Consider the following 16,062-nt stretch of genomic DNA (forward strand, 5'->3'; position numbering starts at 1 on the left):
AGGCATAGCGTCGCATGAATGGCTGAATATGGCCTGAAGCCCCGCGCCGTGCCGCCGCAACGGCAGAGTATTCTTGCCCTACCTGAGGAGCGCGACAGCATGCCCGCATTGCCCCTGCTTCCCATGCTGGCCCGTACCGGCGTCAGCGCACTGGCTGCGCTGGCGCGCGAACTGCGCGCCTGGCGCCCGTCGCGCGAGCGCGCGCTGTTCGGCATCGAGGCCCTGCTCTCGGTGGCGCTGGCCGTGGCCGTGGCGCACGCCCTGCATCTGACGCATACCTGGTGGGCCGCGCTCAGCGGCTTCGCGGTCATGCAGACCGCGTTCGCCGCATCCTTGCAACGGGCCGCCTATCGCATCGTGGGGACCATCGCGGGGGCCTTGCTGGGCACCCTGGCGGGGCCATGGACGGGCACCGTGCCCTGGCTGTTCGTGCCGGCCATGGCCGCCATCGGCGCGGTGACGGTCTACAACGTCAATGCCTCGCGCTGGGCCTATGCCTGGATGCTGGGAGGCATCACGGCGCTGCTGGTGCTGTGCGAGGCGCGCACCGCGCTGGCCATCCGGCCCACCGCCGAGTTCGCGATACTGCGAGTGGCCGAAGTGATCATCGGCACCCTGGCTTGCGTGGTGGTGGCGACGCTATTCCATTGGGGAGAAAAGAAGTACGAAAAGAGACGGCCATTGCCCGCCGAAGCGATTGGGCCGATGGCCGCCACGGCGCAGGCAACGGCAGCCGAAACCGCTGTCCCAGCCGCCGATCCGCCCCTGCAGCCCGCCGCCGCAACGGCCGCGACGGCCGCGACGGCCGCGACGGCCGCGATGGCGCCTGCGGCTACGGCTACAGCCGCCCCCGCCACACCCGCAACTTCCCCCGCCATCCGGCGCCTGCTCGCCGTGCAAGCCGCGCTGGCCGTGGCGCTCATCGCCGCCTGCGTGCAGTTCCTGCGGCTGCCCGGCTACGAACAGGCCATGGTCACCGCCATCGCCGTCCTGATGCTGCCCGCGGGCCTGCAGCCCGACACCGTCCACAAGCCCATGGTGGAGAAGATGGCCCAGCGCGCCATCGGCTGCCTGCTGGCCGGCGCCGTCGCGGTGGCCATGCTGCCGCTGATGGGGGACCAACCGGTCCTCTGCCTCGTCACGCTGGCCCTGGGGATCTGGATCGGCTGCCACGTGCAGACCGGCAAGGAAGGCGCCAGCTATATCGGCCGCCAGTTCACCATCGCCTTCCTGATGGTCTTCGTGCAGGACCATCACTGGTCCGCCGACGCCCTGCCCGCCCTGCTGCGCCTGGCCGGCATCTTCGCGGGCATGACGGCCCTGCTGGCCGCCGTCTTCGCCACCGCCGGCACACGGCTGTCCCGGGCGTTTTCGAGTGCGCCATAGCTGGTGGGATGGACGTGTATCGCCCCCCAAGCCTAGAATGGCTCGCGCCTTCCCCCGGGGCGTATGACAAGAATGACAAGAACGACAAGAACCATTATCTGGAGACTGAAATGCCCACAGAAGCGACGAGCAATCGCGCCGCGGATCGGCGCGTCCGCGCCGTTCAAACCGCAACCCGCCTGGCAGCCGCCCCCTTGGCTGCCACCATCCTGACCGCCACCTTCTTCACCCTGGCCTGGCGTCCCGCCGTGGCGCAGGACTGGCCCACCCATGCCATCACCATGGTCACGCCCCTGGCGGCCGGCAGCGCTGCCGACGTCGCCATCCGCGCGGTTACCGACAAGCTGGCCGAACGGCTGGGCCAGGCCATCGTGGTGGACAACCCGACCGGCGCGTCCGGCACCATAGGCGCCGACCGCGTCGCGCGTTCGCCCGCCGACGGCTACACCCTGTGCGGCTGCAACAACACCATCCTGGGCGTGCTGCCGAACCTGCGCAAAGTGCCGTACGACCCGGTCAAGAGCTTCCGCCCCATAGGCATGGTCGCCGTGCTGCCCACGCTGCTGCTGGTCAATCCCGCCCTGCCCATACACAACACGCAGGAACTGCTCGCGTACGTGAAGGCCCACCCCGGCCAGTTGAAGTATTCGTCCGGGGGCGTGGGCAGTCCGCAGGACATCGCCATGACCATGTTCGAGTCGGGCGCCGGCGTGCAGATGCAGCATATTCCCTACAAGGGCGCCAGCCAGGCCGCCGTCGGGCTGGCAGCCGGCGAGGTGGACACCATGTTCTGCGCCATCGGCACGGTGCTGCCCCTGGTCAAGTCCGGCAAGCTGCGCGCCATCGCGGTGGCGGGCGCCCAGCGCACGCCGCTGATGCCCGACCTGCCCACGGTCGCCGAGTCCGGCGTCCCTGGCTACGACTACGCGTCGTGGATAGGCATCGTGGCGCCGAAAGGCGTCTCGGACACGGTCGTGGGCAAGGTCAGCACGGCGCTGCAGGCGCTGCTGCATGACCCCGCCACGCTCAAGCGCTTTGCCGACCAGGGCATAGACCCGATGTACATGGGCCCTGCCGACATGGGCCGCTACATGGCGCAGGACTATGAACGCATGGCCAAGGTGATCAAGGACTCGCACATGGCCGCGCAATAGCGACGGCCGCGCCTACCCCGTGCGCCGTGCCAGCCCGGCAGGCTGCGCGGGGCCCGTCATCACCGGCCGGGACGGCGCAGCGCCGTTCCCTTCGGCGCGCACGCAGCGCGATACGAAGCAACGCGGCATCGAAGCCGCGGCGCCCCTTTTTCAGGGATCCGGCCCTCCGGGTCCAGGCTCCGGCGTCCGGACATCCGGGGCCCGGCCATCAAGTGCTACTCCGCCGCGACGTCCAGCGACTGCGTCAGCGACAAGGCCTGCCGTTCGAACAGGTTGCGGTAGACGCCGCCGGGCCGCTGTATCAGCACATCGTGCGTACCTTCCTCGATGACGTGGCCCTTTTCCAGCACGATCAGGCGATCGAGCGCGCGCACCGTCGACAGCCGATGCGCGATGACCAGGGTCGTGCGGCCGACCATCAGCCTTTCCATCGCCTGCTGGATCAGCATCTCGCTCTCGCTGTCCAGGCTGGACGTGGCCTCGTCCAGGATCAGGATGGGCGCATTCGCCAGGAAAGCCCGCGCGATGGCGACGCGCTGGCGCTCGCCGCCCGACAGCTTGACGCCCCGCTCGCCCACCAGCGTTTCATAGCCGCGCGGCAACTGCTCGATGAACTCGTGCGCATTGGCCAGCCGCGCGGCCGCTTCGATTTCCTCTTGCGAGGCGTCGGGCCGCGCATAGGCAATATTCTCTGCCAGCGAACGGTGGAACAGCACCGGGTCCTGCATCACGATCGCAATCTGCGCCCGCAGCGACGACTGCTGCACCTGCGCGATGTCCTGTCCGTCGATGCTGATGCTGCCCTTGTTCACATCATGCATGCGCTGGATCAGCTTGATCAGCGTGGTCTTGCCGGACCCCGAGTGTCCCACCAGGCCGATGCGCTCACCCGGCGCGATATGCAGGGAAAAGTCCTTGTACAAGGGCGTCAGGTGGCCGCCGTACTGGAAGGTCACGCCATCGAAACGGATGTCGCCCTTGGTGATGGCGATGGGCCGTGCGCCGGGACGGTCCTCGATACCCAGCGGCTGCCGTTCCAGCCCCACCAGTTCCTCCATGTCGTTGACCGAACGCTGCAGATTGCGCACATGCATGCCGACTTCGCGCATATAACCGTGCAGGATGAAGTACATGGTCAAGGCAAAGGTGATGTCGCCCGCGCTGGCGCGCTGATCGGCCCACAGCAGCAGGGCCGCCCCCACGATAGCCGTGCGCATCAGGACCAGCAGCGCTCCTTGCAGGCCGCCATTGATGGTGCCCCGTATCCATCCCCGGTAAGTGCGGTCGCGCCATTTCGTCAGGACACGCCCCAGCCGCCGTTCTTCGCGCGACTCGGCGCCGAAGGCCTTGACCACGGCGTTGCAGCTGACCGCGTCGGCCAGCGCGCCGCCCATGCGCGTGTCCCAGGAATTGGCCAGCCGCGCGGCCGGCGCCACATACAGCAGGGACAGGGAAACGATGACGACCAGGTAGATCAAGGCGCCCCCACCCACCAGCAAGCCCATCACGGGCCAGTGCCAGCCAAGCAGCAGGGCCGCTCCGATCAGCATGGTCAGCGATGGCAGCAGCGCAACCAGCAGGGTGTCATTGAGCAGGTCCAGCGCCCAGATGCCGCGCGTGATCTTGCGCACCGTCGAACCGGCGAAGGTGTTCGCATGCCAGTCGCTGGAAAAGCGTTGCACCCGATGAAAGGCCTTCGCACAGATATGGTTCATCATGCGCACGGTGAGCGCGGAGATCACGCCATAGGACAGCTGGCGCAGCACGGTGCCGATCACACCCGCGACGATCAGCATGACGAAGGCCGCCACCGCCGCCTGCCAGATGCCGGCATTGGCCGCCGGGCCCGACGTCACCGCGTCGATCAGGCGGCCGGCGAACAGCGGCGTGACCACGTCCGCCAGCGCGCCGCCCAGCACCAGGAAAATGATGAGGGCGATGCGGCGCGGCTGCTGGCGCCAATGGCGGAAGGTGTAGTTGAGGACATCCTTGAAGACCTGTCCTCGCATGTCGATGCGCTTGCGTTTCAATGCCATGGGATAAATAGGTAGATCAGAAGCCCAGGTCGCTCGGTCCTGGGGAAACTCTGCGCGATGGCAGAGGGGGTCGGGGCGGAAATTCTTTGAGTTTAGCGATCTCAGGCAACGTCGATTCGACCTGTTCGCATGTCGAATCGATGCGTTCGCTCGTCACTTTATCCGAAACGGCAAACAAACGTTGACCTGTGCTCACTGCCGCCCTACTTTCTGTATACACAAAAGAACGCAACACGGAAACATCCCTCTTCACGGCAAGGTAACCCTATGAGCATCGCCATCATTGAAGCCCTGCGCGGCATCGATACGCCCACCGTCTGCAACGCCATGATCGTCATGGACCCGACGCTGCGGGGCAAGAACTACACCCTGGATACGGTCATCGCCGCCAATCCCGGCCTGCCGCCCTTTACCGGCTACGCCTTGACCGCGAAGATCATTTCCTCGCAGCCTTGCACCGACAGCCACGAAGTGATGATGCAGCGTCGCTTCGCCTATTACAAATATCTGGCCGCCGCTGGACGCCCCACCGTGATGGTCATGCAGGACTGCGGCAGCCGGCGTGGCGTCGGCTCGATCTGGGGCGAGATCAATGCTTCGCTGCACAAGGCCATGGGCGTGGCCGGCGTGGTGACCGATGGCGCGATACGCGATCTGGATACCTTGCCGGAGGGCTACCAGCTGCTGGGCGGCAACGTCACGCCGGGTTCCGGCTTCGCCCACCTGATCGACTTCGATACGCCGGTCAGCGTGTTCGGGCTGCCGGTGCGGCCGGGCGACCTGGTCCATGCCGACCGGCACGGCTGCGTGGTCATCCGCGCCGACCTCATCGATCGGCTGCCCGCCGCCATCGCGCGCGTGCAGCAGCGCGAAACGACCCTGCTGGGTGTGCTCAACGGGCCGGACTTCGACTATGACAAGCTGGTGCAGGCCTGGCATCAGTTCGAGGTGAAATAGGCTTCGATCGCGGCGCGGACGGGCGCCCGCCGCCTGCATGACAGCAATGGCCAGACGCTTCATTTCGGAAGTGCCTGGCCATTGTTGCGTCCAGGACAACACCGCGAGCCCTTCCCAATGGCTTCCTGCAGTGCCGGTGGACACCTACGATGCGTTCGTTGCACATCGCTCTCGCGGCGTGCACCCACCATCCCAGGTCAGGCCGGTCGTCGGCCACCTCGACCCGTAAGGAGCCTCACATGAAAATCCTCGTCATCGGCGGTACCGGCCTGATCGGCTCGAAACTCGTTGCCATCCTCAACGCGCGCGGCCATCAAGCCATCGCCGCTTCGCCCAATACGGGCGTCAACACGATTACAGGCGCGGGCCTGGCCGAAGCGCTGGAAGGTGTGCAGGTGGTGGTGGACGTCGCCAATTCCCCGTCCTTCGCGGACGACGCCGTGCTGGAATTCTTCCAGACCTCCGGCCGCAACCTGATCGCGGCGGAGAAGGCCGCGGACGTACGCCACCACGTCGCGCTGTCGGTGGTCGGTACGGATCGCCTGGCGCAAAGCGGCTACTTCCGCGGCAAGATCGCTCAGGAAAAGTTGATCCGTGAAGGCGGCATCCCCTACACCATCGTCCACTCGACCCAGTTCTTCGAGTTCCTGGGCGGCATCGTGCAATCCGGCACCGAAGGCGATGTGGTACGCCTGCCGGCCGCCAACGTGCAGGCCATCGCGTCCGATGACGTGGCGCAGGCCGTGGCCGACGCTACGCTGGCCGCGCCTGTCAACGGCATCGTCGAGATCGCTGGTCCCGGCAAGGAACCCATGGCGGCGCTGGTGCAGCGCTATCTGAAGGCCACCGGCGACACGCGCAAAGTGGTCGCCGACAAACAGACCCGCTACTTCGGCGCCGTGCTGGACGACGACACGCTGACGCCGGGCGCCAACGCGCACCTGGGGAAGATCGCCTTCGAGGAATGGTTCCGGCAGTCCGGACAGCGTCCGTAAATCCGTTGCCAAAGACAGGAAGCCAATCATGAAAAACCGCACTTTCCTTTCGGCCGCCGCCGTCGCCGGCGCGCTGTTGGGCACGGGCCAGCTACCGGCCCATGCCGCCCCGCCGGCGCCTCACGCTGGCCACGGTGCCCCGACGGCACCGACGTCCGCGCCTGAACCCATCGTCACGCCGCTGATGTCCAAGGACTTGCCCGACATCCCGGGCAAGGAAGGCCTGGCCCTGCTGGTGCAATATCCGCCGGGCGGCGCGGATCCCGTGCATCGCCATGACGCCGACGCGTTCGTCTACGTGCTCGAAGGCAGCATCGTCATGCAGGTACGGGGCGGCCCGGAAGTTACCTTGAAGCCGGGCGAGATGTTCTACGAAGGTCCCAACGACATCCATACCGTGGGCCGCAACGCCAGCCAGACCGAACCCGCCAAGTTCATGGTCGTCCTGGTAAAAACCAAAGGCGTTCCCCCGGTGCTGCCGCCGAAGTGATCATCGTCATGCAACCATCGGCGCGCGCGCATAGCGCTTGCGGATAGCGGCATTGAGCGAATCCAGGCAGACGCGCCCGACGGCGGCAGACAGCCTTCCCGACAAAAGCAGCAAGGGCCCGCTGAACAGATCGGCCAGCGTCGTGTCCTGCAGGGAGTAGGCAATATTGAAGTGATGCATCATCACCAACAGGATGGCGACGCCACGCAGCGTATCGATGCTGGGGTTGCGGACCCACGTCTTCACTGATGGCCCGTGCCGCTGCCCGCGGCGATCAGGCCGGGAAGGTCCGCTGCCAGGCTGGCGCGCGCACGCACGCCGGGGGTGGTGGACTGCTTTTCCTGATCCTGGATCAGGCGGGCGAAAGCCACCTTGCGGCCGTCCTTTTCCATCCAGCCGACGAACCAACCGTAGGCACGGCTGGCATCGTAATGGCCGTCATTGCCCGGCGAGCCGGTGCCCGTCTTGCCATAAAGATGCCAGCCGTCGGCGATAGCGCCCAGATCCAGGATGTGGCTGGTCATGTCATAGGCGTGCGCGCTGACCGGCAGTCGGCGATTGACGATCTTCCGCAGGAACTCGACCTGCTCGCGCGGCGAGATCCGCAAGGAAGAATTTATCCATGCCCCTTCCGTGCCGTTGTGCTTGCCCGGCTCTCCGGACACATCCTCATTGCCGAAGTGGAATTTCGAAGCGTATTCCTGGAAGCGCGCCTGCCCCAGCCTTTTGGCGACCTGCTGTGAATACCAGACGATCGAATACTTGATCCAGCGCGCCGGCGTGGCGGGCTTGCGCCACTCCTCGCCCCCCCATTCGGGATAACCGGGCTGGAAATTCCACACCGGCGTGTTCTCGTCCTGCAGGATGCCGGCGTCGAAGCCCATCAGGCTGATGGCAATCTTGAATGTGGAGGCGGGCGTGTAGCGATCGGCGCAAGCGCCCTGTTCCACCAGGACGCGGCCGGACGCGGCATCCGCCGCGATGGTGCAGATCGTCCGTGCCGGTATCGGTGTTGGTGTTGGTGCCGGTGCCGCAGGCGTGGCGCCGGCGGCCGAGGCGGCGAATGCAGCGGCCAGGAAGAGGGGCGCGGCGCCACGGCGCAGCGTAATGGATCGGCTCATGATGGAAGGCAAGGTAAGGGTTGAGGGAACCGGGTACTGCCGCGCGCGCCGTGCTGCCATGCGGGATCGGGCGCTCGCCGTGCGAGTGGAGTTGCTATGCAGGCTGACGCCGTGCGTTCAGCAGCACCAGCGTCAGGTCATGGCCCTGGCTATGTATGCGCATCACCAGGCAGCGCCCCGCCCGTTCGGACGAGGCCGTCTTCGACAGGCGAATATCCCAGCCTTGCCGCCCGACCAGCGCATTGGTATTGGCATAGCGCAGCACGGCGCCCTGCACGTCCACGTCCTCGCCCGGTTCGACGGTGTCATGCACGATGATGGGATAGCTGGCGGCCGCTCGCACGATGCGTTCGATATCGGTGGCGGTCGACTGGTTGGCGGCCGAGATACCGGTGGGTTCCTGCAGCGTCGTCTGCGCCAATCCCAGCGCAGCCATCTTGCGATGCACGGCCAGCTCGAACGCCGGCAGGCCGCCTGGATAGCTGCGTGCAAGCGCGTAGGCCGCCCGGTTGTCCGACGCCATCAGGCTCAATTTCAAAAGGGTGGCGCGCGTCGCCACCGCGCCCACAGGCAGGCGCGACATGCCTTCCTGTGTCGCGGCGGCGTCTTCTTGCTCGATGCGCACGCGCTGCGCCATGTCCATGGATGCATCCATGACCACCATGGCGGTCATCAGTTTCGTCAGCGACGCGATGGGGACGACGTCGTTTTCCGCCCGCGCGGCCAGCCTGTCGCCGGACCGGTTGTCCACCACCAGGACGTGGGCCGCACCGCTTGCCTGGATCAAGGCCTGGACGGCGGGGAAGTCAGCCAGCACGACGCCGTTGGCATCCTGGACCACGCCAGCCTGCGCCGGCCCCCGGTCGGCGGCCGACCACATGCTCACGCCGGCCACAGCCAACGTGGCGGCCAGCACAGGCATGGCCAGCGCACGGCGCGGCGTAACGTCGGGACGCAACAGCAGCCGTATCCGATCGAGCAACCGGCCGTCCATCGCGCCTTGCACGAGCCGCGCCGCGGCTTGTCCGTCGGCGTCGTTGCCCGGCTTGTCCCCGGCGGGCGTCCCATGGTGGCTCAAGGCCTGCAGCGCGCGAGCCAGGCGCCGCGGATCGCCGATCAAGCCGGCAGCCATGGCGTCCGCGATACGCTCGCGTTCCATTCGGATATGGCGCGACAGCCACCACACCGAGGGATGGAAGAACAGCATGGCCTCGGCCAGGTGCTGCAGCAGGTTCACCAGGAAATCCAGGCGCCGCACGTGCGCGAGTTCATGGGCCAGCAAGGCTTCCAGCAAATCGGCGGGCATGCCGGTGACGATATGTGCGGGCACGAGGATCACGGGCTTGAGCCAACCCGCCGTCACGGGCGTGGACAGCCCCTTCACGACGCGCAGGCCGACCGCGCGGGGCAGCCGCAGTCCGCTGGCCATCGCGGCGACACGGGTCTGCCATGCGGCATCGGTCCAGGGTTCGCTCGCTTGCAGCAGGCGGCGCAGCCACGCGACGCCCAGGCCGACTCTCAGCGCCACCAGCAGGGCGCCCGCCAGCCATCCCGCGGCCAGCCACATCGGCCAGAAGGCACGAGCGGGAAGCCGCGCGGCGGCGACGGCATCCGCCGTTGCGGACAACTGCCCCAGCGCAACAGACGCCAACTGGTCGCGGTAGGCGCCCGCCACGTCCCAGGCGAACACCAGGCCGCAGGCCAGGAGCCCCGCGCACAGCACGGCGTAGCGCGGGCGAGTGGCGCTGGCGGGCATGGGCAGCCGCAACGCCACCACGACGGCGTGGATGCAGAGCCCCTTCCACAGAAAGACCGGCAGGGTCTTGCCCAGCGCCCACGCCAACAGCAACAGGGACTGCATCACTGTTTATCCTCACCGCGCAGCAGGGCCTCTATTTCGGCGCGATCGCGCTTGCTCACATGGCCATCGCGCAACGCCGCCAGCACCAGGGCCTTGCCGGAACCGGCGAAGGCCTTGCGGATCAGATCCTTCACCAGGCCGCCCTGCGTTGCCGTCTGGCTCTGCGCCGCTCCATACACATGGGAACGCTCGCGCTCGTCCCGTTCGAGCAAGCCCTTGCCGTGCATGATCTGCATCAGCCGCAACACGTTCGCGTACGTCAGGTCCGGCCGTGCCGGCGCCATGTGCGCGTGTACTTGCTTGACGGTGGACGCCCCGATTTCCCAGATGGCCTGCAGCACATCCAGTTCGGCGCTGGTCGGTTTGACGGTCGGGGGCGTTGATTTGCGGTTCATGCGGGACGAGTCGAGTCAAGGGAGCGTCGTCGATGGACGACGGCAGGCCCGGCCAGGATATCGGCTCTAGAAAACTTTGTCTAGAAATTATTGTCTAGAACATCTCTTCCGGATCAGCCAGGCGCTCATGAACCATGCGTGTCGATGCCGAAAAAAAAGGCGCCAAATGAACTGGCGCCCTTTATCCCGCAGATGACCGTCCCGTCGCGTATCAGAAATAGACGTCGACGTAGTCGGTCAGGCCGCCGCAGAATTCCATCTGCTGCAGGCGCCAGTACTTGCGCTTGCCGCTGATGCGGAAATCGAAGTCGCCGGTGCGTTCGCAGTTGCGGCCCTTGTCGGGCGCGTCCACGATGAGAATGGTGCCGCGGAAACGGAAGCGGTCGGTCGAGATCGCCACCACTTCGCCCTTCATCTTCAATGTGCCTTCGTAATTGGACTGCGTGCCTTCCAGCCTGACCACGTCGTTGGTGTCGGTCGCCTGCAAATGGCCGCGGTTGGCGTGCCACAGCCATTGCACCGTGATGCCGCTGTTGTTCATCAAGCGTTCGTACGCGGCCTGGTTCTGGATGATGGTCTTCTGCACCGGCGCCAGCGTGGGGCGCGGGGCATAGGGATTCATCGGGCCGGTAGTGACCGGCGCGGCGAAGGGATCGCCGCCCGCGCCACCGGCCTGCGCGGCGGGTTGCCTGGCCCCGCCGGATTGCGCGGGCGCCTGCGTGGAAGCCGGCGGCGCGCCATGCGCGGAGGTTGTGCCCATGGCAGACTGGGCGGCGGCGGGCACGCTGGCCGCCAGGGACATGGCGACGGCGGCAGCGACGCCGGCGCCGCGCAGCCATTTCATGGAAACAGAGCCCGTGCTCAAGTCACGATCGAAGTCTTTATGCATCTTCTTTAGCCGTCGAGTGAGAGAAACTTTTCGCGAGGCAAGAAGATATTCGGTTTAGGCTGAAAGATGGGGAGCAAGTAGCAAACTGTTTCAACGCGCGGCGGCTACCCACGCCCTCCGCGCGTTCCCGAAGACCGCGCCTCTACTCGAACTCATGCCGGATCGGCGCTTCGCTATCTTCCGGCAGCAGCATCTGCGGCACTTGCGTCAAGGCCCACTCATCGTCGGCGCGGGCCAGCAACCAGATCATGTCGAAGCGGCTGAGCGGCCAAACCCTCGGCACCGCACGCGCGCCGATCGCACGGGCCAGTTCCGGCAGGGAGTCCTGCCGCCAGCAAACCAGCACCGGCCCCTGCTGCGCCGCGCTGTGCAGCGTGTCGGCCACTTTGTCGAAGGGGGGATCGGAACTGAAGTCCTCCCGCACTTCCAGACCCAAGGCCGCCGCCAGCGGCTTGACCGTATCCACCGGCCGCGTACTGCGATGCTGCGCATTCGTCGCCGCCCCGAAAACGGATTGCGGCTTGCACAGGCCGCGTTCGCGCAGCATGTCATCGGAAGCAGTGAAATACGCCGCCAGCAGTTGCGCCCGCCGCTCGCCACGAGTGCTCAAGCCGTGCCGGCCGTGCGCGCCGTGGATGTCATCCGCATAACGCGGGTCGCGGGTGGGCTTTTCCGCGTGGCGGATGAGCATGATGGGATGAGAGTTTTTCATGATGAGCCGCTCCGGTTCGATTCCAGGGGGATCGCCGCGCGCGCGCAATCGTCGCGCCCGTGTTCCGCCATCATGGCCAACTTTCAGTCGAAGCGATAGGCCGGAACGCACGTATCTTCCCGCGCGACCAGCCTTCACGGCAGGCCTCGTGCCGCGGGATTTACTTCAGTGCTTCCAGGAACGCGGGATCGCCGAACAGGTTGTTCATCAAATCCTGGACGATGTTCGGATAGCGATACCGGGCCATCTCCACGGCTACGATCCCCGAGAACGGCGCCGCGCCCCAGGTCCGGGATCCTGATTTGACCTGGTCATAAACCGTCTGCTCGGCCCGGGTCACGACAAAGCGCGCCTTGATATGGCCATTGCCGCGGGAGAATTGATTGGCGTTGATCTCGTTTTCCAGCAATGTCCCGGTCACCACCGTCGTCGATCCAAGACCGAATTTGCCAGCCTGCATCAGTTCCTCGCGCAGCGCCGTCGTCAGGTAGCTGGCAAACGAACCATCCACAGGCGATGCCATCTTCAGCGATCCGGGCAGGCGTTCGTCGCTGGACGGATTGGCGGCGGTGAACGCCTTCACGGCGGCAGGACCGATATCCGCCTTGATCATCACCGCCGCGTTATCCGGATTCGGCGAATAAGGTTCCGCGGTCACATAGGCGCAGCCGTTCAAAGCGCCAGCCAGAACCAGGGCCAAGGCACCAATCCGCCAAAACTTCTCCATTTTTTGCTCATCCTTTAAACATTGTGCATTATTTCTACATATAACGACATTATTTAAAGAAACCTTAGCGAGGGTTTTCCCTAGGATGAGTGAGGATGGGCGGCCTTGAGGCCAAGCGCCCTGTCACTAACCGACAATGCGCCGGAAGGAAATGAGACCTATCGAGCGAATCGTCAAAAATGTTAGCCTACGAGGCTGCGTACGCGTATCCCACCGGCAGGCCAGGGGCGGCAAGCGCATCGCAAGATCAAAAACGACATCGTGACCCGAACTCTTTCCTAAAGGTATGGAGCATCCATGAGCAGTTATCCCGACACTCTCCTCCTGATCGATAACGAATGGCGCGAAGCGCGCGGTAACAAGCGCATCGACGTCGTCAACCCCGCGACCGGCAACAAGATTGGCCAAGTCGCCAACGCCAGCCGCGAAGATCTGGACCTGGCCCTGGCCGCCGCCCAGCGCGGTTTCGAAACCTGGCGCGACATGTCGGCCCACGAGCGCTGCAGCCTGATGCGCAAGGCCGCCCAACTGCTGCGCGAACGCGTCGACCCCATCGCCCGCCTGCTCACCCAGGAACAAGGCAAGCCGCTGGCCGAAGCCCGCGTCGAAGTCGCCGCCGGTGCCGAAATCATCGACTGGTTCGCCAACGAAGCCCTGCGCGTGTATGGCCGTATCGTCCCGGCGCGCAACCCTGCCGCCCAGCAGATGGTCCTGAAGGAACCGGTTGGCCCCGTGGCGGCCTTCACGCCCTGGAACTTCCCCGTCAACCAAGTGGTGCGCAAGCTGGGCGCGGCCCTGGCCACCGGCTGCTCCTTCCTGGTGAAGGCGCCCGAGGAAACGCCGGCTTCGCCCGCCGCGCTGCTGAACTGCTTCGTCGACGCCGGCCTGCCCAAGGGCGTGGTCGGCCTGGTGTTCGGCTCGCCCGCTGAAATCTCCAGCTACCTGATTCCGCACCCGATCATCCGCAAGGTCACCTTCACCGGCTCCACCCCGGTCGGCAAGCAGTTGGCCGCGCTGGCTGGCCAGCACATGAAGCGCGTGACCATGGAACTGGGCGGCCATGCCCCCGTGATCGTGGCGCAGGACGCCGACGTCGAACTGGCCGTCAAGGCTTCCGGCGCCGCCAAGTTCCGCAACGCCGGTCAGGTCTGCATCTCGCCGACCCGCTTCCTGGTCCACAAGGACGTCAAGTCGGCCTTCGAGCAAGCGCTGATCAAGCACGCCGAAAGCCTGAAGCTGGGCGACGGCCTGACCGACGGCACCACGCTGGGCCCCCTGGCCAATGACCGCCGCCTGGCGGCGATGGACAAGATCGTCAAGAATGCCAGCGCCAAGGGCGCCAAGGTCGCCACCGGCGGCGAGCGCATCGGCTCGGCGGGCAACTTCTTCGCCCCCACCGTCCTGACCGACGTGCCGCTGGATGCCGACGTGTTCAACGAAGAACCCTTCGGCCCCATCGCCGCGGTGCGCAGCTTCGAGAACCTGGAAGATGCCATCAAGGAAGCCAACCGCCTGCCCTTCGGCCTGGCCGCCTACGCGTTCACCAAGTCCTTCAAGAGCGTTACCGAACTGTCGCGTCGCCTGGAAGTCGGCATGGTCTGGATCAACCAGCCCGCCACGCCCTCGGCCGAACTGCCGTTCGGCGGCGTGAAGGATTCCGGCTACGGCTCGGAAGGCGGTCCGGAGGCGCTGGAAGCGTATCTGGTGACGAAGGCCGTGTCGGTCGTCGGCGTCTGATCGCACAGTAAAGAAGCATGACGGGGCGCGCGTTCAAGAACGCGCGCCCCGTTTTTTTTGCACGCACGCAACGCCCTGCGCTACGGGGACAGCAAGCAGGCAATAAGGAGCGATAATCACGCCCGCTTCGGCGCGCACGCGTCTCATCTTCTTTACCGCCATACCGTATACCCACGTATGTTTGGGCAGCTCTTCACTACCATCCTGGCCCCCATCCTCGGTCTTTTCGTCGTCGCGACGGGCAATGGCTTCATCTCCTCCCTCACCACGCTGCGCCTGGACGCCGCCGGCGCCTCCCCGCTGGCACTGGGCCTGATCTCCTCGGCGTATTTCATCGGCCTGACGATAGGCGGATTCTTCAACGACCGCCTGATCGCGCGGGTCGGCCATATCCGCGCCTACAGCAGCTTCGTCTCGGTGATCAGCGTCTCCGTCCTGCTGCAGGGCCTGTTCTTCGACCCGACGTTCTGGTTCGTGCTGCGGCTGATCAACGGCTGGGCCACGCTGGGCGTCTTCCTCGTGGTCGAAAGCTGGCTGCTGCTGGCCGGCACACCGAAGCAGCGCGGCCGTTTGCTGGCGCTGTACATGATCGCGCTGTACGGCTCCACCATGCTGGGCCAGCTGATCCTGGGCGACATCGACGCGGCGGGCCCTACCGTCGCCTTCATCCTGGCCGGCATCCTGGCCTCGCTGTCGGTGCTGCCCATGGTGATCATCCCGCGCATCTCGCCGGTGATGGAGCGCGTGCAGCCGCTGCGCTTCGGCGATCTGCTGCGCATGAGCTCCACTGGCGTGATGGGATGCTTCGGCTCAGGCGTCGCCATCGCGGCCGTCTACACGCTGCTGCCGCTGTATCTGCAACACGTCGGCATGAGCGTCGACCAGGTCGGCAATCTGCTGTCGGTCACCATCCTGGGCGCGATGCTGCTGCAGTATCCGGTCGGACGCTGGTCGGACCACAAGGACCGCCAGACGGTGCTGATCGCCCTGGGTTTCCTGTGCCTGCTGGACTCCCTGCTGATCCTGCTGTTGCCCGCCACGCCGGCCTTCCTGGGCCTGCCGCTGTTCCTGCTGGGCGGCGGCATCTTCGCCATCTACCCGGTCGCCGTCAGCCACTCCGCCGACAAGGCAGGCCCGGAGGCACTGGTCCGCATGATCCAGGGACTGCTGTTGGTCAACTCGATCGGGTCGGCCATCAGCCCCCTGCTCATTTCCCTGCTGATGGGCCGCGTGGGCCCGGCCGGCTTCTTCTGGGCCATGGCCGCACTGAACCTGGCCATGGCGCTGTTCTTCCTGTGGCGCCGCCAGGAATCGCCGGTCGTCAGTCCCACGTCGCCGTTCGAACCGGCGGCACAGATGTCGCCCGTGGGGGTGGAGATACGCGTGACCGAAGACTTGATGCGCAACGCGCTCGACCAGGCAGCGGCGGAGTGATGTCCGCCAGGGGCGCCCGGAAGCGGTCCCGCGACGGGTGGCGCGGATCGCGCCGGGAATCTCGCCACGTGCCGTGCCACGGGCCACGCTGCGGACCATGCGGCGGACCGCGCCCGGGATCGTCCGCAATGGTTAATACCCGTTAATAATAGAAGCCCGCGGCGGCAC

General features: G+C 66.0%; 14 protein-coding genes and 1 pseudogene. 7 read left to right on the forward strand and 8 right to left on the reverse strand.

The features are described from left to right. Nucleotides 1-99: 99 nt before the first annotated feature. Together CEY05_RS21140 and CEY05_RS21145 are read left to right on the forward strand one after the other, a co-directional pair. On the forward strand, nucleotides 100-1,386 hold the full coding sequence (locus CEY05_RS21140; RefSeq protein WP_233161629.1) for an FUSC family protein: 1,287 nt from the start codon (nucleotides 100-102) through the stop codon (nucleotides 1,384-1,386). Nucleotides 1,387-1,496: 110 nt separating this feature from the next. Then, the gene (locus tag CEY05_RS21145; protein ID WP_158219371.1) at nucleotides 1,497-2,540 is read left to right on the forward strand and encodes a tripartite tricarboxylate transporter substrate binding protein; all 1,044 of its coding nucleotides are present in this window, start codon (nucleotides 1,497-1,499) and stop codon (nucleotides 2,538-2,540) included. Between the two features lie 215 nt (nucleotides 2,541-2,755). Here the strand turns inward: CEY05_RS21145 and CEY05_RS21150 are convergent, their stop codons facing one another. Further along, on the reverse strand, nucleotides 2,756-4,576 hold the full coding sequence (locus tag CEY05_RS21150) for an ABC transporter ATP-binding protein (RefSeq protein WP_369825973.1): 1,821 nt from the start codon (nucleotides 4,574-4,576) through the stop codon (nucleotides 2,756-2,758). A gap of 267 nt (nucleotides 4,577-4,843) precedes the next feature. On the opposite strand from CEY05_RS21150, the gene CEY05_RS21155 reads away from it, so the two are divergent. From CEY05_RS21155 to CEY05_RS21165, 3 genes are all read left to right on the forward strand, one after another. Next, the gene (locus CEY05_RS21155) at nucleotides 4,844-5,533 is read left to right on the forward strand and encodes an RraA family protein (protein WP_158219372.1); all 690 of its coding nucleotides are present in this window, start codon (nucleotides 4,844-4,846) and stop codon (nucleotides 5,531-5,533) included. Between the two features lie 239 nt (nucleotides 5,534-5,772). After that, nucleotides 5,773-6,528: an SDR family oxidoreductase gene (locus tag CEY05_RS21160; protein ID WP_088597361.1), complete on the forward strand. Its 756-nt coding sequence runs from the start codon at nucleotides 5,773-5,775 to the stop codon at nucleotides 6,526-6,528. Nucleotides 6,529-6,556: 28 nt separating this feature from the next. Further along, on the forward strand, nucleotides 6,557-7,018 hold the full coding sequence (locus CEY05_RS21165; RefSeq protein ID WP_088597360.1) for a cupin domain-containing protein: 462 nt from the start codon (nucleotides 6,557-6,559) through the stop codon (nucleotides 7,016-7,018). A gap of 132 nt (nucleotides 7,019-7,150) precedes the next feature. On the opposite strand, the pseudogene CEY05_RS31010 reads toward CEY05_RS21165, so the two are convergent. The 7 genes and pseudogenes from CEY05_RS31010 to CEY05_RS21200 all read right to left on the reverse strand — a co-directional run. Then, nucleotides 7,151-7,264 (reverse strand): annotated as a pseudogene (locus CEY05_RS31010) (acyltransferase); the annotation flags it as partial. Continuing rightward, nucleotides 7,261-8,127 (reverse strand): class D beta-lactamase, encoded by an 867-nt coding sequence (gene blaOXA, locus CEY05_RS21175; protein ID WP_369825979.1) that lies wholly within the window; start codon nucleotides 8,125-8,127, stop codon nucleotides 7,261-7,263. The pseudogene CEY05_RS31010 and the gene blaOXA, both read right to left, overlap by 4 nt. A gap of 106 nt (nucleotides 8,128-8,233) precedes the next feature. Further along, on the reverse strand, nucleotides 8,234-10,000 hold the full coding sequence (locus CEY05_RS21180) for a M56 family metallopeptidase (RefSeq protein ID WP_088597358.1): 1,767 nt from the start codon (nucleotides 9,998-10,000) through the stop codon (nucleotides 8,234-8,236). Continuing rightward, nucleotides 10,000-10,395: a BlaI/MecI/CopY family transcriptional regulator gene (locus CEY05_RS21185; RefSeq protein ID WP_088597357.1), complete on the reverse strand. Its 396-nt coding sequence runs from the start codon at nucleotides 10,393-10,395 to the stop codon at nucleotides 10,000-10,002. The genes CEY05_RS21180 and CEY05_RS21185 overlap by 1 nt, the downstream gene beginning before the upstream one ends. 211 nt (nucleotides 10,396-10,606) lie before the next feature. Beyond that, entirely contained in the window at nucleotides 10,607-11,284 is a 678-nt protein-coding gene (locus CEY05_RS31785; protein WP_233161630.1) for a hypothetical protein, read from the reverse strand. 142 nt (nucleotides 11,285-11,426) lie between these two features. After that, a complete protein-coding gene (locus CEY05_RS21195; protein WP_143220550.1) occupies nucleotides 11,427-11,996 on the reverse strand; it encodes a hypothetical protein in 570 nt (189 codons plus the stop codon). Between the two features lie 160 nt (nucleotides 11,997-12,156). After that, entirely contained in the window at nucleotides 12,157-12,723 is a 567-nt protein-coding gene (locus CEY05_RS21200; protein WP_088597355.1) for a hypothetical protein, read from the reverse strand. A 297-nt stretch (nucleotides 12,724-13,020) separates the two neighbouring features. On the opposite strand from CEY05_RS21200, the gene CEY05_RS21205 reads away from it, so the two are divergent. Both CEY05_RS21205 and CEY05_RS21210 read left to right on the forward strand, forming a co-directional pair. Next, nucleotides 13,021-14,460 carry an NAD-dependent succinate-semialdehyde dehydrogenase gene (locus tag CEY05_RS21205; protein WP_088597354.1) on the forward strand — a complete coding sequence of 480 codons (1,440 nt, stop codon included), beginning with the start codon at nucleotides 13,021-13,023 and terminating at the stop codon, nucleotides 14,458-14,460. 177 nt (nucleotides 14,461-14,637) lie between these two features. Continuing rightward, nucleotides 14,638-15,894 carry an MFS transporter gene (locus CEY05_RS21210; protein WP_088597353.1) on the forward strand — a complete coding sequence of 419 codons (1,257 nt, stop codon included), beginning with the start codon at nucleotides 14,638-14,640 and terminating at the stop codon, nucleotides 15,892-15,894. Nucleotides 15,895-16,062 lie beyond the last annotated feature (168 nt).

Source organism: Achromobacter sp. HZ34, from assembly GCF_002209485.1.
GTDB lineage: Bacteria > Pseudomonadota > Gammaproteobacteria > Burkholderiales > Burkholderiaceae_B > Bordetella_C.